16 protein-coding genes are annotated in these 17,218 nt (G+C 64.6%); 8 read left to right on the top strand and 8 right to left on the bottom strand.

The features are described from left to right. Window positions 1-176: 176 nt before the first annotated feature. Complete coding sequence (leuD, locus tag Q7J44_RS19375; protein ID WP_304882774.1) at window positions 177-782, bottom strand: 3-isopropylmalate dehydratase small subunit; 606 nt, start codon at window positions 780-782, stop codon at window positions 177-179. 91 nt (window positions 783-873) lie between these two features. Between leuD and Q7J44_RS19370 the strand changes: the two genes are divergently transcribed. Beyond that, window positions 874-1,470, top strand: a complete 597-nt coding sequence (locus tag Q7J44_RS19370; RefSeq protein WP_304882773.1) for an isopropylmalate isomerase — start codon at window positions 874-876, stop codon at window positions 1,468-1,470. Between the two features lie 26 nt (window positions 1,471-1,496). Here Q7J44_RS19370 and leuC read toward each other — a convergent pair whose 3' ends face one another. After that, window positions 1,497-2,915, bottom strand: a complete 1,419-nt coding sequence (gene leuC, locus Q7J44_RS19365; protein ID WP_304882772.1) for a 3-isopropylmalate dehydratase large subunit — start codon at window positions 2,913-2,915, stop codon at window positions 1,497-1,499. Between the two features lie 349 nt (window positions 2,916-3,264). Between leuC and rsfS the strand changes: the two genes are divergently transcribed. Both rsfS and rlmH read left to right on the top strand, forming a co-directional pair. Continuing rightward, on the top strand, window positions 3,265-3,699 hold the full coding sequence (gene rsfS, locus Q7J44_RS19360; RefSeq protein ID WP_304882771.1) for a ribosome silencing factor: 435 nt from the start codon (window positions 3,265-3,267) through the stop codon (window positions 3,697-3,699). A 4-nt stretch (window positions 3,700-3,703) separates the two neighbouring features. Continuing rightward, a complete protein-coding gene (gene rlmH / locus Q7J44_RS19355) occupies window positions 3,704-4,174 on the top strand; it encodes a 23S rRNA (pseudouridine(1915)-N(3))-methyltransferase RlmH (RefSeq protein ID WP_304882770.1) in 471 nt (156 codons plus the stop codon). 60 nt (window positions 4,175-4,234) lie between these two features. Here rlmH and Q7J44_RS19350 read toward each other — a convergent pair whose 3' ends face one another. Further along, the gene (locus Q7J44_RS19350) at window positions 4,235-4,714 is read right to left on the bottom strand and encodes a protein phosphatase (RefSeq protein ID WP_370693041.1); all 480 of its coding nucleotides are present in this window, start codon (window positions 4,712-4,714) and stop codon (window positions 4,235-4,237) included. Window positions 4,715-4,786: 72 nt separating this feature from the next. On the opposite strand from Q7J44_RS19350, the gene Q7J44_RS19345 reads away from it, so the two are divergent. Genes Q7J44_RS19345 through recR form a run of 3 tightly spaced genes read left to right on the top strand, consistent with a single transcriptional unit; the run spans window position 4,787 to window position 7,507 of the window. Then, window positions 4,787-6,547, top strand: coding sequence for a DNA polymerase III subunit gamma/tau (locus tag Q7J44_RS19345; RefSeq protein ID WP_304882767.1), 1,761 nt, complete (start codon window positions 4,787-4,789; stop codon window positions 6,545-6,547). A 12-nt stretch (window positions 6,548-6,559) separates the two neighbouring features. Beyond that, complete coding sequence (locus Q7J44_RS19340; protein ID WP_304882765.1) at window positions 6,560-6,904, top strand: YbaB/EbfC family nucleoid-associated protein; 345 nt, start codon at window positions 6,560-6,562, stop codon at window positions 6,902-6,904. A 3-nt stretch (window positions 6,905-6,907) separates the two neighbouring features. After that, window positions 6,908-7,507 carry a recombination mediator RecR gene (gene recR, locus Q7J44_RS19335; protein ID WP_304882763.1) on the top strand — a complete coding sequence of 200 codons (600 nt, stop codon included), beginning with the start codon at window positions 6,908-6,910 and terminating at the stop codon, window positions 7,505-7,507. Window positions 7,508-7,594: 87 nt separating this feature from the next. Here recR and Q7J44_RS19330 read toward each other — a convergent pair whose 3' ends face one another. Further along, complete coding sequence (locus Q7J44_RS19330; RefSeq protein WP_304882761.1) at window positions 7,595-8,344, bottom strand: DUF1013 domain-containing protein; 750 nt, start codon at window positions 8,342-8,344, stop codon at window positions 7,595-7,597. A 125-nt stretch (window positions 8,345-8,469) separates the two neighbouring features. Between Q7J44_RS19330 and Q7J44_RS19325 the strand changes: the two genes are divergently transcribed. Beyond that, on the top strand, window positions 8,470-9,111 hold the full coding sequence (locus Q7J44_RS19325; protein WP_304882759.1) for a ribonuclease T2: 642 nt from the start codon (window positions 8,470-8,472) through the stop codon (window positions 9,109-9,111). Between the two features lie 62 nt (window positions 9,112-9,173). On the opposite strand, the gene Q7J44_RS19320 is transcribed toward Q7J44_RS19325, so the two are convergent. The 3 genes from Q7J44_RS19320 to Q7J44_RS19310 form a co-directional block, all read right to left on the bottom strand. Next, a complete protein-coding gene (locus Q7J44_RS19320; protein ID WP_304882757.1) occupies window positions 9,174-12,332 on the bottom strand; it encodes a DNA translocase FtsK in 3,159 nt (1,052 codons plus the stop codon). A 14-nt stretch (window positions 12,333-12,346) separates the two neighbouring features. Continuing rightward, window positions 12,347-13,531, bottom strand: a complete 1,185-nt coding sequence (locus Q7J44_RS19315; RefSeq protein ID WP_304882755.1) for an aminotransferase class I/II-fold pyridoxal phosphate-dependent enzyme — start codon at window positions 13,529-13,531, stop codon at window positions 12,347-12,349. 142 nt (window positions 13,532-13,673) lie between these two features. Further along, on the bottom strand, window positions 13,674-15,005 hold the full coding sequence (locus Q7J44_RS19310; protein ID WP_304882753.1) for an amidase: 1,332 nt from the start codon (window positions 15,003-15,005) through the stop codon (window positions 13,674-13,676). A gap of 89 nt (window positions 15,006-15,094) precedes the next feature. Here Q7J44_RS19310 and Q7J44_RS19305 point away from each other — a divergent pair, with 89 nt between their 5' ends. Beyond that, a complete protein-coding gene (locus tag Q7J44_RS19305; RefSeq protein WP_304882803.1) occupies window positions 15,095-16,324 on the top strand; it encodes a UbiH/UbiF/VisC/COQ6 family ubiquinone biosynthesis hydroxylase in 1,230 nt (409 codons plus the stop codon). Window positions 16,325-16,700: 376 nt separating this feature from the next. On the opposite strand, the gene Q7J44_RS19300 is transcribed toward Q7J44_RS19305, so the two are convergent. Further along, window positions 16,701-17,186: an RNA pyrophosphohydrolase gene (locus tag Q7J44_RS19300; protein ID WP_304882751.1), complete on the bottom strand. Its 486-nt coding sequence runs from the start codon at window positions 17,184-17,186 to the stop codon at window positions 16,701-16,703. Window positions 17,187-17,218: the final 32 nt, after the last annotated feature.

Raw genomic sequence — 17,218 nt, 5'->3', positions numbered from 1 at the left:
CTGCCTTTTTCTTGCCCAATTTGTGCCTTCTTTCGTCGCGGCCCGCAATCGTCTGGTAATATTTGATTATATATTGTGGCACATTCGCGGCCAATGTGTCGCCCGATTGCATCAAGACGGCGAAAACAAAAGGGCCGCCCTGTGGGGCGGCCCAAGATGTTGTGGTTCAACGGTTTTCAGGCCCAAGGCCGCAGTGTGGCATTCTTGGCCTCAAAGCAGTCAATCGCCGCCACCTTTTCCAGCGTCAGGCCAATATCGTCCAACCCGTTCAGCAAACAATGCTTGCGGTGGCTGTCGACGTCAAAGCCAAAGCTCTGCCCGTCCGACGTGGTGACGGTCTGCGCCTCAAGGTCGATGGTGACGCGGGCGTTGGCCCCCTTGCGGGCATCGGCCATCAGCACATCCACCACGTCCTGCGGCATCACGATCGGCAGGATGCCGTTCTTGAAGCAGTTGTTGTAGAAAATGTCGGCAAAGCTGGTGGCGATCACGCAGCGGATGCCAAAGTCCAAAAGCGCCCAGGGCGCGTGTTCGCGTGAGGAACCGCAGCCGAAATTGTCGCCCGCGATGATGATCTCGGACTTGCGATAGGCGGGTTGGTTCAGCACGAAATCCGGGATCTCGGCACCGTCTTGAGTGTAGCGCATTTCGTCAAACAGGTTCTTGCCAAGGCCGGAACGCTGGATGGTTTTCAGGAATTGCTTGGGGATGATCATGTCGGTGTCGATGTTGACCAGCGGCATCGGGGCCGCAATTCCGGTCAGGGTGGTGAACTTGTCCATGGGGTCGTCCTTGATGCTGGGTGCCGGCAGGGCTTGGCTAAGCCGCTGACGCTGTTAAGATTGCGCGGCCCGAACCGGATCGCATTGCTTTATGTTTCAGACCATCGACGTATCTCTGCTGCACACGTGCACGTTCAACCGCTGGTCGCCCACCATTGGTGACCCGACCTTCTGGGGCTGGATCACGGTGGCGGCCTATGTTGCCTGCGCGGTTCTGGCTTTGGCTGTGGTGCGCCGCCGTCGGGGCGGATCGGCCCGGGCGCAGGTGTTCTGGATTCTGCTCTGTGCTGCCATGGCTTTTCTGGCCGTGAACAAGCAACTCGACCTGCAATCCCTGCTGACCGCCACCGGGCGCTGCATTGCCCAGCAGCAGGGCTGGTACGAAGACCGCCGCCCGTTTCAGCGCAATGTGATACTCGCGCTGCTGGCCTTTATCCTGATCGTGCTGGCCGCCAGCCTTTACCATATGCGGCGCGACCTGCGGCGCAACGGTCTTGCCCTTCTGGGTCTGATCGTCGTGGCAGGCTTTGTCGCGTTCAGGGCGGTCGGGTTTCATCATTTTGACGAGATCATCAATCTGCGGGTCAGGGATGTGCGGTTCAACGTGATCTTTGAACTGACGGGTCTGGTCATGATCACGCTGAATGCGCTGGTCTTGCTGCTGACAAAGGGACCGCGCCGCCGCTAGGGCCGCGCGGTCCCTCTGCCATGTGGTCAGACGGTTTCCGTCATCATCTCGCGCACATCGGTCAGATGCCCGGTGATCGCCGCCGCCGCCGCCATGGCGGGCGACATCAGGTGGGTGCGACCGCCCCGGCCCTGACGCCCCTCGAAGTTGCGGTTGCTGGTTGCGGCGCAGCGTTCGCCCGGGGTCAGCTGATCCGGGTTCATCGCCAGACACATCGAACAGCCGGCCAGCCGCCATTCAAAGCCTGCGTCGATGAAGATCTGCGCCAGACCTTCCTCTTCCGCCTGCGCCCGCACGAGGCCAGAGCCGGGCACCACCATGGCGCGTTTCACCGCAATCTTCTTGCCCTTCAGGATCGCCGCCGCCGCCCGCAGATCTTCGATCCGGCCATTGGTGCACGACCCAATAAAGACGGTGTCGATGGCGATGTCGGTCAGCTTCTGGCCCGGCGTCAGGCCCATGTAATCAAGGCTGCGCTGTGCGGCCTCGACCTTGCCGCCGGTAAAATCACCGGCTGCGGGCACGGTGCCGGTGATCGGCAGCACGTCTTCGGGGCTGGTGCCCCATGTCACCACGGGGGCGATATCTTCGCCCTTCAGGGTGACAACCTTGTCCCAATGCGCACCGTCATCGGAAAACAGGGTCTTCCAATAGGCGACAGCTGCCTCCCACTTGGCACCCTTCGGCGCGTGCGGGCGGCCCATGCAATAGGCAAAGGTCTTTTCATCCGGCGCAATCAGACCGGCACGTGCGCCACCCTCGATCGCCATGTTGCAGACCGTCATCCGGCCTTCCATCGACAGTTCGCGAATCGCCTGACCGCAGTATTCGATGACATAGCCGGTGCCGCCCGCGGTTCCGGTTTCGCCGATCACTGACAGGGTGATGTCCTTTGCGGTCACGCCGGGGCGCAAGCTGCCGGTGATTTCCACCTTCATGTTCTTGCCCTTGCGCTGGATCAGCGTCTGGGTCGCCAGCACATGTTCCACCTCGGACGTGCCGATTCCATGGGCGAGGCTCCCGAACGCCCCGTGCGTGGCGGTATGCGAATCGCCACAGACCACGGTCATCCCCGGCAGGGTCCAGCCCTGTTCCGGGCCGACGATATGCACGATGCCCTGACGCACATCGGACACCGGGTAATAGTTGATTCCGAAATCGCGGGCGTTCTTGTCCAGCGCTTCGACCTGAATCCGGCTGTCTTCGGTCATGGTCGCGGCATTGGCGCGGTCCAGCGTGGTGGGCACGTTGTGGTCGGGCACGGCGATGGTCTTTTCCGGCGCGCGCACGGTGCGGCCCGTCATCCGCAGCCCTTCGAACGCCTGCGGGCTGGTGACTTCGTGCACCAGATGGCGGTCGATATACAAAAGACAGGTGCCGTCTTCGGCCTGGTGGACGACATGGTCGTCCCAGATTTTATCGTAGAGTGTACGCGGAGCGGTCATGGCTCTCACCTTATGCTGGGATGGCTTTTTGAACAGGGCAGGGGGCAGCGCCGCCGGGGGCGCGGCTTTGCGTCAAAGTCGCGCAAGCACGCTGCGGGTCATGCCGAAGAAACGGGCCGGAAGCCGCGCACGGTCGGTGATGTTGAAATAGATGAACCCGCTCATGGCGCGCTTGATACGCCCAAAACCCGCGTCAGGCAAGGTTCCATGACTGTCATCGCGACCGTCTTCGCTTGCGCACGCGCGGAATCGGCGCTATGGCCCCCGGCTTGCCCCGATTTGTTGAGGTTGTGCCCCAAGGGTGCTACCCTAGGGCTGTCCCGGCGCCGGGGGTGGATCGGCGCGTCAGATGGAGGACGATGTCCTGTCTCACTCAGATCCTGCGACCGGGCTTCCGGTCGGACCCCGGGCAAACCGCGCAAGCGGCCCGGATTATACCCCGGAACACCTGCTCGAAGCGGTGCTGGCCTCGGTGGATGACGACAAAGCCGAAGGTATCGTGCAGATCGATCTGCGCGGCCGGTCGGACGTGGCCGATTACATGGTGATCTGCTCGGGCCGGTCTTCGCGTCAGGTCGCCGCCATTGCCGAAAAGCTGGCCGACCGGGTCAAGCAAGGCTTTGGCCTTGTCTGCAAGATGGAAGGCAAGGAAACCGGCGACTGGGTGCTGATCGACGCGGGTGATGTCATCGTCCACGTCTTCCGCCCCGAAGTGCGCGACTTCTATCAGCTGGAAAAGATGTGGCTGCCGTCAGGCGACGCGCTGCGCGGGTCGGTCGTCTGACCCCATGCGTGTGCATCTGTGCGCCGTGGGCCGGCTGCGGACCGGCCCCGAGCGCGAGTTGATCGACGATTATGTGACGCGGTTTGACCGTTCCGGCCGGGCGCTGTCGCTTGGTCCACTGGCGGAGCATGAGGTTGAGGACAAGCGCGGCGGCGGTATGGCTGCCGAGGCCGAGCTGTTGTCGCGCGCCATTCCTGCGGGGGCGTTGATTGTCACCATGGACGAACGCGGCGCACTGGTCAGCAGCCCCGAGTTTGCCGCAATGCTGGTGCGCTGGCGTGACGCTGGGCGGCAGGATCTGGCCTTTGTGATCGGCGGCGCGGACGGGATTGATCCCGGGCTGCGGGCGCGGGCGGATGCTTCGGTCAGTTTTGGCAAGATGGTCTGGCCGCATATGCTGGTGCGGGTGATGCTGTGCGAACAGCTGTACCGTGCGGCGTCGATCCTTGCGGGCGCGCCTTACCACCGGGCGTGAGGCGCAGCGGGTCGTGCGGAAGCGCGCCGCGCGGGGATATTTGAGGACAGATGAAACGGTTCAGGTTGTGGAAGCCCAGCGCTGTTGCGCCTTTGTCTCCACGGCGCAGGGGCGTGCGGCGCGCAGGCGGGTGAGGGCGGTGTCGGGGTCTTCGCCGGCATCGGTCAGCAGCCGCAGCACCACCATGCCTGACCGCCCGCATCCGCCCATGCAATGGGCAAGCACCCGGCCGCCACCGGCCAGTACGGCGCGGGCGCGGGCCGAAGCATCGGGCCAGAGCGCTGTGGTATCCGCTTTTGGCGTGCCGAAATCCGGCACCGGCAGGTGCAGCCAATCAATGCCCGCCGCCGCCAGATCGGCGGGCAGGGTACCTGCGCCCTTGGTCGCCAGTTCCAGCTTTGACGTCATGGTCAGCACCAACGCGGGCCGCCAGGCGAGCAGCGTTTCAAGGTCACCCGCATAATCGCCCGTCCGCCCCGGCATCGGGCAGAGCGCGAGGGTGCCATCAAGGGCCGGAATTTCTGCAATCTCAAGGGTCATCATCAGGGCCTTCGGGTGGACGCGGGACGCGGCAGCGCCTAGGTTGGGGCCAGCGCAACCCCGGAAGGCAGTATGTCCGACAGTCCCGAGAAATCCTATCAGGTTCTGGCGCGGAAATACCGCCCCGCCACCTTTGCCGATCTGATCGGGCAAGAGGCGATGGTGCGCACGCTGAAGAACGCCTTTGCCGCCGACCGCATCGCCCATGCCTTTGTGATGACGGGCGTGCGCGGGGTCGGCAAGACCACCACCGCGCGGATCATCGCCAAGGGGCTGAACTGTGTGGGGCCGGATGGCACAGGCGGGCCGACGACGGAGCCTTGCGGCCAGTGCGAGCCATGCCGCGCGATTGCCGAAGGTCGTCATGTCGATGTGATGGAAATGGACGCCGCCAGCCGTACCGGCGTGGGCGACATCCGCGAGATCATCGATTCGGTGCATTACCGGGCGGCCTCGGCGCGCTACAAGATCTACATCATCGACGAAGTGCATATGCTGTCGACCAGCGCATTTAACGCGCTGCTGAAAACGTTGGAAGAACCGCCGGCACATGTGAAATTCATCTTCGCCACGACAGAAATTCGCAAGGTGCCAGTGACCGTGCTGTCACGCTGCCAGCGGTTCGACCTGAAGCGGATCGAGCCTGAGGTGATGATGGCGCATTTGTCGCGCATTGCCGGGCTGGAGGGCGCGACACTGGCTGCCGACGCCATGGCGCTGATCACCCGGGCTGCCGAAGGGTCGGTGCGGGACGCCATGAGCCTGATGGATCAGGCGATTGCCCATGGCGCGGGGGAAACCACCGCGCTGCAGGTGCGCGCCATGCTGGGACTGGCCGACCGGGGACGGGTGCTGGACCTGTTCGACCTGATCATGCGGGGCGATGCCGCAGCGGCGCTGACCGAAGTGGCCGGGCAATACGCCGATGGCGCCGACCCGATGGCAATTTTGCGCGATCTGGCCGAGATCACCCATTGGGTGTCTGTGATCAAGATCACGCCAGAGGCGGCGGAAGATCCGACCACCCCGCCGGATGAACGCGCGCGGGGCCTGGATATGGCCACACGCCTGCCGATGCGTAGCCTTAGCCGGATGTGGCAGATGCTGTTGAAAGCCATTGAAGAGGTGGGGCTGGCCCCCAATGCGATGATGGCGGCTGAAATGGCGATCATCCGCCTGACCCATGTGGCCGATCTGCCCGACCCCGAAACCCTGATCCGGCGGTTGCAGGCCGGGCAAGGCACCGGGCCGGTCACTGGGCCGGGCGGGCCGGTTGCGGGCGGCGCCCCGGCAGGTGGTGGCACCGTTCATGGGGCGATGATGCGCGCGCCGTCGGCACCGATGCGCGGGCCGTCGATGAACGGGGCCGGGCAGGCGATGCAACTGGCCGCCGATCAGGTGGTCTATGCGACATTTGATTCTGTCGTTGCCCTGATCCGCGAGCGGCGCGACATGAAGCTGTTGTATGAGGTGGAAGAGGGCCTGCGCCTTGTGCATTACGCGCCCGGTCGGATCGAATTTGAACCCTCGCCCAAGGCAGGCTCTGACCTTGCAGCGCGGCTGGGCCAGCGGTTGCAGGCCTTTACCGGGCGGCGCTGGGGCGTGTCGGTGGTGTCGGGGGGCGGCCAGCCCACCCTTGCCGAGGCGCGCGACGCAGGCCGGGTCAAGGCCGAGGCCGAGGTGATGCAGACGCCGCTGGTACAGGCGGTGATGCTTGCCTTTCCGGGGGCAAAGATTGCCGGAATCCGCACGGCGGAAGATCTGGTGCAGGCCGCTGCCGCCGAGGCGCTGCCGGAAGTCGAAGACGAATGGGATCCGTTCGAGGATAGCTGAAAGGACAATGCGATGCTGAAGGGTTTGGGTGGTCTTGGCGATATGGCCGGGATGATGAAAAAAGCGCAGGAAATGCAGAGCAAGATGGCCGAGATGCAGGAGGAGTTGTCCCGCATCGTGGTTATCGGCGAATCCGGGGCCGGGCTGGTTCGTGCGCGCGCGACGGCAAAGGGCGAGCTGACCGGGCTGGAGATCGATCCGTCGATCTTTGTCGCGTCGGAAAAGGAAGTTGTCGAGGATCTGATCCTTGCCGCCATCAAGGACGCGCAGGCTAAAGCCGCCGAGCGCAGCCGGAGCGAACTGGCCAAGCTGACCGAAGGTCTGGGCCTGCCCCCCGGCATGCAACTGCCGTTCTAGGAAATGTCCGGCCCCCCGCGCGAGATTGACGCCCTGATCGCGCTGATGGCGCGGCTGCCGGGGCTTGGGCCGCGCTCTGCGCGCCGCGCGGTGCTGCATTTGCTCAAACGCCGCGATACGGTGATGGCCCCCTTGGCGCAAGCAATGGCGACGGTGGCGCTGACCGCGCAGGATTGCCGCGTCTGCGGCAATGTCGGCACCACCGACCTGTGCCCGGTCTGCGATGACCCGCGCCGCGCGACCGGGGAAATCTGCGTGGTGGAAACCGTCGCCGATCTGTGGGCGATGGAACGCGGCGGCGCGTTCAAGGGGCGCTATCATGTATTGGGCGGCACGCTGTCTGCGCTGGACGCCATCGGGCCCGAAGACCTGCGCATCCCCGATCTGGCGGACAGGGTGCAGGCGGAAGGGGTGACCGAGGTGATTCTGGCGCTGAATGCCACCGTCGATGGCCAGACCACCGCACATTACATCGCAGATGCGCTGGCCGCTTCGGGCGTGCAGATCAGCAGCCTTGCACAAGGTGTGCCGGTGGGGGGGGAGCTGGACTATCTGGATGACGGCACCATCGGTGCCGCCCTGCGCGCCCGCCGCAAGGTTTGAAGGCCAAGCTTGCCGGTCCAAGAGCCACAATGCGAAAAGGCACCCCGAAGGGTGCCCTTGCTGTTTTGGCGAAGATCGCAGCTGCGCTCAGCGGCGCGGTGCGTCATCCTCGTCCTCGTCTTCGTCATCATCCTGCTGCGGCAGGTTGAAAAAGCTTTCCGCATCCGAAAAATCGGCGGGCTTTTCTTCTTTTTCAGGCCGGGTGAACACCTCAAGCCCCGATGGCATCTTCGGCTCTGCCGACATGCCCAGCGACTGTTCGGTCGACACCAGTTTGCGGCGTTCGTCATCGCTCATCACCACGCCTTCCGAGGCGCGGCGGCGCACGGCGGCCTGAACCGAGGTGTCGAGCTCGGACTGTTTGCACAGGCCGAGCGCCACCGGGTCAACCGGGGTGATGTTGTTGATGTTCCAGTGCGTGCGTTCGCGGATCGCCTGAATCGTCGGCTTGGTGGTGCCGACCAGCTTGCCGATGGCACCGTCCGACAGTTCCGGATGGAACTTCACCAGCCACAGAATGGCGGCCGGGCGGTCCTGACGTTTGGACAACGGGGTATAGCGCGGGCCGCGGCGCTTTTCTTCGCCGACCGCAGCCGCGTTGAATTTCAGCTTCAGCTTGTAGAGCGGGTCTTTCTGACCCTTCTCGATCTCGCCCGCGTCCAGCTGGTTGTTGCCAACCGGGTCAAAACCCTTGACGCCGGGGGCCACGTCGCCATCGGCGATGCCCTGCACTTCCAGCTCGTGCATGCCGCAGAAATCGGCGACCTGCTTGAACGACAGGGTGGTATTGTCCACAAGCCAGACGGCGGTGGCCTTTGCCATGAGCGGCTTGTTCATGCCCAACTCCTTTACAAATCTGTCCCGTGCCGGGAAAACGGCTGCAGGCGCTTTGCCTGCGATTTCCACGATGTCGGGGAATTCAAGGCTCATATAGGCGGTTTTGACGGATAGGGGAAGCGAAAATGCGGAGGCTTTGGCTGGCACTGGCGCTGATCTGCGCAGCCGCGGGGGTCGCGCGGGCCGAGGGGGAGCGCGCAGGCGACTTCGACTATTACGTGATGGCGCTGTCCTGGTCGGCCAATTGGTGCGCGCTGGAAGGCGACGCGCGGCGCGATCCGCAATGCGACCGGGGGCGGGGTACGCCCTTTGTGCTGCACGGGTTGTGGCCGCAAAATGAACGCGGCTGGCCCAGCTATTGCCGCACCGGGGCGGCAGACCCGTCGCGCGGTGACACGGCGGCGATGGCGGATGTGTTCGGCGGGGCAGGGGCGGCGTTCTATCAATGGAAGAAGCATGGCCGCTGCTCGGGCCTGTCTGCGCGCGACTATTATGCGCTGGCCCGCAGGGCCTTTGGGTCGATCACCATTTCGCCGGTGTTTCCCCGCATCACCAAGGATCTGAAAGTCCCCGCCTTTGTGATCGAAGGTGCGTTTCTGGAGGCCAATCCCGGCCTGACCCGTGATCAGGTGACCGTAACCTGCCGCGCTGGGATGATTCAGGAGGTCCGCATCTGCCTGACCCGCGATCTGGAACCGCGTCGCTGTGGCGCGGATGTGATCCGCGACTGCACCTTGCGCGATGCGGGGCTGAACGCCGTACGCTGAGATCATAGCAAAACGCGCCCCCGGATGGGGGCGCGTTTTGCGGTTCCGGCTTTCAGACCCTATCAGGTTTCCGGCACCAGAATCTCGCGCTTGCCGACATGGTTGGCAGAGGTGACAACCATCTGTTCTTCCATCTGTTCCACCAGTTTTGCGGCCTTGTTATAGCCGATCCCCAGCTTGCGCTGGATATAGCTGGTCGAGCACTTGCGGTCCTTGGCCACAATCGCCACCGCCTGATCGTACAGCGCATCATCGCCGCCCTCGCCGGTGGACAGGCCCAGCACCACGTCGATATCGCCGACTGAATCCTCATCCGGGCCTTCAACGACGCCGGACATATAGACCGGCGGGCCAAAGGATTTCAGGTGGTTGACGATTTCTTCCACTTCCTCGTCGGAAACGAACGGCCCGTGGATACGGGTGATCTTGGCACCGTTGCCCATGTAGAGCATGTCGCCCATGCCCAGAAGCTGCTCGGCCCCCTGCTCGCCCAGAATGGTGCGGCTGTCGATCTTGCTGGTGACCTGAAAGCTGATCCGGGTCGGGAAGTTCGCCTTGATCGTGCCGGTGATGACGTCCACGCTCGGCCGCTGCGTCGCCATGATAAGGTGGATACCAGACGCCCGCGCCATCTGTGCCAGACGCTGGATGCAGGCTTCAATCTCCTTGCCCGCCACCATCATCAGATCGGCCATCTCGTCGACGATCACCACGATATAGGGCAGCGCCACGGGCGCGAATTCTTCCGTCTCGAACACCGGCTCGCCGGTATCCTCGTCAAACCCGGTCTGGATGGTGCGCTTGAACATCTCGCCCTTGGCCAGTGCTTCACGCACCCGGCCATTGAAACCTTCGATGTTGCGCACGCCCATCTTCGACATCTTGCGATAGCGTTCTTCCATCTCGCCCACGACCCATTTCAGGGCGACAACCGCTTTTTTCGGGTCGGTCACAACGGGCGACAGAAGGTGCGGGATGCCGTCATAGACCGACAGTTCCAGCATCTTGGGGTCGATCATGATCAGCCGGCATTCTTCGGGCGACAGCTTGTAGAGCAGCGACAGGATCATGGTGTTGATCGCCACCGATTTGCCCGACCCCGTTGTCCCTGCAATCAGCAGGTGGGGCATTTTGGCGAGGTTGGCGACAATCGCATCGCCGCCGATGTCCTTACCCAAAGCCAGCGGCAGGCGCATGTTGCTGTCGCCGAAATCGCGGGCGGCAATGATTTCGCGCAGAACCACCTTTTCGCGGGTGGCATTGGGCAGTTCGATGCCGATCACCGACCGGCCCGGCACAGTGGAAACCCGCGCCGACAACGCTGACATAGAGCGCGCGATATCATCGGCCAGACCGATCACGCGGCTGGCCTTCAGGCCGGGTGCCGGTTCCAGCTCATACATCGTGACAACAGGGCCGGGTCGGACCGAGACAATCTCGCCCTTGACGCCATAATCATCCAGCACCGATTCCAGCATCCGCGCGTTTTCTTCCAGCGCCTCATCCGACAGGGCAAACCGTTCCACCGTTGACGGGCTGGAGAGCAGCGACAGCGGCGGCAGCTCATAGGGCTGGCTGACCGCCTCGTCAAAGCGCAGGCGGGGCTGGCTTTCGGCCATGGCCTGCCGCGACGGGGTCATCGGTTTTTTGACGATATGCTGCACCACCGGCTTGCGCACTTCGGCCACAGGGATGCGCGGGGCGGCATATGTCTGGGCCGGGGCGGCACCATATTCCGCCGCATCCTCATCATCGTGCTGCCAGTCGTCTTCATCCTGATCCGCATAGGCCGCCACAGGCGAAGGTTCGGGCGTGAAGATATTGGCCGGATCTTCCCAATCCTCGACATCAACCTCAGCCTCAGGCACGTAAGTGCGCGGCATCGGCGGCATCTTTGGCGGGGCGGGGGGTACCGCCGTCCGGGCTGCTGGCACCACATGGGCCATGGTCAGCGGCGGTTCCGGCGGCAGACCGCCGGCCACAACCGGCGGCACCCGGCGGGTGTCGGCGATCAGCGGCTGCGGCCCGCGCAGGCGTTGGGTCAGGCTGCGCGCCACCGGAGGCTCGCGCCGGGCCTGCACAGCGGTGGTCACCGGGTTCAGCGCCGGGCCGGGGTGGCGCATCCGCGACTTGATCGCATCGGAAATCCGCGCCTTGATCCGGTCATCGTTCGGGGCCAGATCATCGGAAAACTCGGGCAGGATCGGTTCGACCAGTTCCGGCTCTGGCTCGGCTCGGCGCATCATTTGCGGCATCCGGGCCAGCAGCCCGGCCTTTTCGCGCGGCGGCGCATAGGACGGTGCCTCTGCCATCGGTTCGGGATAGCGCGGATCGGCCCGCAAGGTGCCTCGCAGCGCCGAAGGCCGGCCCCACTCGGCGGCGGTGGCAGCGGACTGCGGCAGGTCTGCCGTGCCCCGGTGAATCGCTGCATTGCGTGCGCCAGCCCTGACCGGCGCCACAGGCTCCGCCTCATCGGCATCATACCAGTCTTGCGAGCGGGTGGCGGCGCGATGACTCATCGCTTCGGCCTTGGTGGCCCGACGTTCCGCCAGCGCATGCGCCGCGCGGCTGGTGCCGCGTCCTGCCAGATGGATCACGCTGTCATAGGCAAAGATCGAGCCCACCAGAAGAAACCGCGCGATGACGGCCAGCTCTACAGCCGTAAACCCGGTGACCCAAAGCCCCATCACCAGCAACAGTCCGCCCAGAATCAGCGAAAACAGCGTCAGCCCGACGCCCGCACTGACCGGGGCCACGCCCAGCAACGTGCCCAGAATGGTATCGCCGAACAGCCCGCCCAAGCCAAAGGAATGTGGCCAACCCGCCCCCGGCACCAGCGTTGCGGCAAAGACCGAGGCCAGTGCCACCGCGATCACCGCAAACACGATGCGCCCCATCGCCCTGTCAGCGCCGCGATGCGTGACGAAGCGTACACCCCAGACACCAAGGATCACCGGCAGCATCCATGCGCCCTTGCCGCCGATGATCATCAGCGTTGACGCCACTGCGGCACCGAACCGGCCCAGCATGTTGTTGGCAGGTTCATCCGTCGCCACCATCCAGCCCGGATCTTCGGGCGAATAGCTTCCCAGCATCAGCGCAAACAACACCGCCCCGGCCAGCAGACCGAGCCCCATCAGCTCACGCCCCCGGCGTTCCAGCATGGCAGCGGTGTCCTGATCCAGAAGCGGGTCTCGTTGACGCATGTTGATGGATGCCATGACCTTACCTGTCCTCAATGATAGAGGCAGTCACGAAGGCGGATCAGCCCGTGCTGCAATTCTGTTTGTGGGGCGACCAGGGCCACCCTGATATAGGCTTTGCCGGGGTTATCCCCCCCGACATCACGCGACAGATAGGCCCCGGGCAAGACCCGGACCCCGGTTTCGCGCCATAATTGCAATGCGGCAGCCTCGCCATCCCCATCGGGAACCGGAAGCCACAGGAAAAAACCGCCCTCCGGGGCCACGCGGTTGTGCCGCCCGGCGAAAACCTCATCCGCCATGCGGAACTTGTCCTGATACAGGGCAAGGCTGTCCGCCACATGCGCTTCATCGTTCCACGCAGCCTCTGACACGCGCTGAATGGGCAGGGGCAGCGGGGCCCCAGCAAAGGCGCGCAACTGGCGGATGCGGGCCATGCTTTGCGCACCCGTCGCAACAAACCCCGACCGCAACCCGGGCAGGTTAGAGCGTTTGGACAGCGAATGAAACACCGCTACTCGCTCCGGATCGGTGCCGCTGGCCTGCGCCACGGCCAGTGCGCCGGGCGGCGGCGCGTCGCGCCAGATCTCGGAATAGCATTCATCGGCGAAGATGCGGAAATCATGTTTTTCGGCCAGCGCCATCAGCCGCGCCAGATAATCGGCAGGTGCCACCACCCCCTGTGGATTGGCGGGCGAGCACAGATAGGCTACCGTCACCCGGTCCAGCACCTCGGCGGGCAGCCCTTCGTAATCCGGCAGGAAGCCGGTCTCGGGCGTGGCAGGCACATAGACCGGCTCTGTCCCCACAGTCAGCGCCGCCACGGCATAGACCTGATAAAACGGGTTCGGCATCAGGATCACCGGCTGCTTGCCAGCCTTGGTTTCGGGCGACAGCGCAATGGCCGCGTTGAACAACCCCTCCCGCGTGCCGTTCAGCGCCATGATCTGATCGGGCGACAGTGCCACGCCATAGCGCCGCTGCACCCACCCGGCAATGGCCGCCAGCAGGTCCGGCGTGCCGTCATTCGGCGGATAGACGCCAAAGCCATCCAGATGCTGCGCCAGAATCGGCCCGACAAAGCCGGGCATCGGATGGCGCGGTTCGCCGATGGTCATGTGAACTGCAGGTCCACCCGGCGCATGCCCGTCCAGCAGCTTCCGCAAACGCGGAAACGCATAATCCGGCAGGTTCAAAAACCGCTCTGGAAACGCCATATCTGCCTCATGTTCGGGGTCGTATCGCCCCGTTTTGTCCCAAGATAGCCAGTGATCCGCGCCGGGTCCAGAAAAAGCCGCGACTGCACGGGGTTAGCCACAAGGGATTGTGTCTTTTTCGCCCGATCCCCGCCACTGACCGCTAGCGCAACGCCCGCTCTGCCGCCGCCCCCAGCCGCAGCAGACGTTCTTCCTGCATCGGCCCCGCCATCAGGCTGATGCCGCAGGACGGTTGCGACGTGGGCAGCGTCAGCGCGCAGCCCCCCATCAGATTGCCGATCCGGGTGTTGCGCAGCGCCAGCAGGTTTTCGGTGACGTAATAGGCCTCATCGCTCAGCAGACGCGCGGCATCGGGTGGCAGGATCGGTGCGGTCGGCACCAGCACGGCATCATAGCCCGCCACCGCCTGCGCCCAGATGGCGCGAAGCGCGTGCAGCCGCCGCCACGCCGCCACATAATCCGCTGCCCTGAACGTCGCCCCCGACCGGAACCGTTCCAGAATGGGCGGGAACATCTTTTCGGGTGCGGCCTCGATCACCTTGCCCCAGATGCCATAGGCCTCGGCCGTAAACAGGATCGGTGACAGGCCCATCGCTTCGGTCAGGTCTGGCACCACCCCACGCTCAATCCGCGCGCCTGCCCGCGCCAGCCGCGCCAGCGCATCGTTAAACCCGCGCGCAGGGGCATCGCGCAGATCATCCAGCGCCACCGTTTCCAGCACCAGAAGCCGCGCCCCCGACAGACTGGCCCCGCCCAGATCGGCCGCTCGGCCACCTTCGAGAGCGGCCAGCAGCAGCGCGCAATCCTCGACCGTATGGGCCAGTGGCCCGACGGTATCAAACATCTCGCACAACGGCACCACGCCTTTGGTCGACACCCGGCCATGCGTGGTCTTCAACCCGACCAGATCGTTCCAGGCGGCGGGAATCCGCACCGACCCCCCGGTATCCGACCCGATTGCCGCCGGGGCCAGCCCATGCGCCACCGAGGCGGCGGCACCGGAAGATGACCCGCCCGCCACCGCAGCATCGTCATTGATGCAGGGCGGTGTGGCGGTCACCGGGTTCAGCCCCAGCCCGGAAAACGCCAGTTCTGACATGTGGGTTTTCCCAAGGCAGACAAGCCCTTGCAGCGTCGCCATCTGCAACACTTCGGCGTCCACCCCGGGTATGCGCCCTCGCAGCAAAGCCGATCCGGCTTCGGTCGCGCGGCCTGCTGTGTCGAACAGATCCTTCCAGCTGACGGGCACCCCGTCCAGCACCCCACGCCGCAACCCGGCCTTGGCACGGGAGGCCGCCGCCAGCGCCTCGGACCGGCTGCGGTTGGGGGTCACGCGGGCAAAGATCCGGTCGCGCAGCGGGTGGCGGTCAATCGCGTCCAGCTGCATCTCGCACAGCTCCACCGGATTGATCCGGCCTGCGCCGATACCTGCGCCCAGCTCTGCCGCTGTCATGTTCGCCCACGTCTTTGCCATGCCATTCCCTGCCCGTACCCGGATGTGCGGCAACGCTAGCGGCAAGGCGGCGCATGGACAATTCCGATCTTTGCCCCATAGTCTTCGGAATGGAATATGACAGCGATATCCTGATTGCCGGGGGGGGATTGAACGGCCCGGCACTGGCGCTCGCGCTCGCGCAAGCGGGGCTGAGCGTGACTGTGGTCGATGCCCGCCCAGCCCCCGCACGGGCCGAAGCCGGGTTTGACGGGCGCAGCTATGCGTTGGCCATCGCCTCGAAACGGCTCCTGAGCGCGATCGGCATCTGGCCTGCCGTGGCCGAACGGGTGCAGCCGATCCTGCAGATCAAAGCCTCGGACGGCATCGCCGGGCAGGGTGCCGCGCCGTTCTTTCTGCATTTCGATTCTGCCGAGATCGAAGAAGGCCCGATGGGTTTCATGCTGGAAGACCGCCACCTCTACCGCGCCTTTCTGGACGCGATGGATGCGCGCCCCGGTCTGACCCTGCTGTCTGGCGAGACCGTTGTGGCGCAAGAGGTGGCACCGCAAGGGGTAACCGTCACCCTCGCCTCCGGCAGAACCCTGACCGCCCGGCTGCTGATCGGCTGCGACGGGCGCGGTTCTGGCACGGCCCTTCGCGCCGGGATCACGCGTGTTGGCTGGGGCTATGGCCAGACCGCATTGGTCACTGCCATCCGGCATGACAAAGACCATGAGGGCATCGCCCAGCAATTCTTCATGCCCGCTGGCCCGCTGGCGATATTGCCGTTGCCCGGCGGCCACCATTCGTCGATCGTCTGGAGCGAGACCGACAGCGCCGCCGCCGCCATTCAGGCGCTTTCCGATGCCGATTATCTGGACGTGCTGCGCCCGCGCTTCGGCGATTTCTTGGGCGAGATTACGCTGGCAGGGGCGCGATTTACCTATCCGCTGTCTCTCAGCCTTGCGCAGAGTTTCATCGCGCAGCGTCTGGCACTGGTCGGCGACGCCGCCCATGGTGTTCACCCGATTGCCGGGCAGGGCCTGAATCTTGGCCTGCGCGACGTGGCGGCGCTGGCCGAAGTGCTGGTGGACGCGACGCGTCGCGGCGAAGACATCGGCGCGCCGGATGTGCTGGAGCGGTATCAGCGCTGGCGGCGGTTTGACGCGACCACGCTGGCGCTGGGGATGGATGGCGTCAACCGGCTGTTTTCAAACGACAACCGGGCACTTCGGCTGGCGCGTGATCTGGGCATGGCCGCCGTCAGCGCGGTGCCGGGCCTGCGCCGCGGCTTTATCCGGCAAGCCGCAGGGCTGACGGGCGATCTGCCGCGTCTGCTGTCGGGCAAAGCCTTGTGACCGAAGCGCAGGGGCCGTCGCGGGTGGCATCGAGCCACCCGTGACGGCGTTGCCACGGAAGGCTGCCCGTGTCCGGGCTGAGTGCCGATGGGTGCTTTTGCGATCCCGGCGGATGCCTCCGGCGGGAGTATTTCAGAAAGGTGCAATGTAGGTAACGGCCCGTTAACCGTGCTGATCGAGACTGAACAGGCGGTACAGGGAGGAGTCCCGATGACCGTAAAGGTGCAAGTCGCCCCGGTCGCGTGGAAAGCTCTTCCTGCGCACTGGACCAGTGCCGTTGGCCGGGGCGCAACTGCTGCTGAATTGCACCTTTTCCAAATACTCAAAATGCGACGGTACCGTTGATGCAGCGGCGGGGCGGTGTGTCACCGGCTGGTCAGTCCGTCAGATGCGCGTGGAACATCTGCACCACCTGATCATAGACCGTGCGTTTGAAAGGCACGATCACGTCGCACATTTCGGTCGCCCCGATCCATTTCCACGCCGCAAACTCGGGGTGCTCGCGGGCGATGTTGATCTGGTCATCGCGGCCGAGGTAGCGCAGCAGGAACCATTTCTGTTTCTGGCCGCGGAACCTGCCTTTCCAGACTTTGCCCAGCAGCTCTGGCGGCAGATCATAGGTGACCCAGTCGTCGGTCCTGTCGATGACCTGTACCAGATCGGAGGAGACTCCGGTTTCCTCCCAAAGCTCTCGCAGCGCGGCACCTTCAGGCGACTCTCCGTCGTCGATGCCGCCTTGGGGCATCTGCCAGGCGGGGGAAGGCGAATCTATGCGCTGGCCGGTCCAGATGCGGCCTTCGGCATTGATCAGCATCACCCCGACACAGGGGCGGTACGGCAGGGTTTCGGGATCTATCGACATTGGCTCCGCCATTCCGGACTTTTGGCGCAGGG

Source organism: Pseudotabrizicola sp. (genome assembly GCF_030656345.1).
Classification (GTDB): domain Bacteria; phylum Pseudomonadota; class Alphaproteobacteria; order Rhodobacterales; family Rhodobacteraceae; genus Pseudotabrizicola.
The sequence above is the reverse complement of the archived record's forward strand: the minus strand, read 5'-3'. Positions and strand labels throughout refer to the sequence as shown.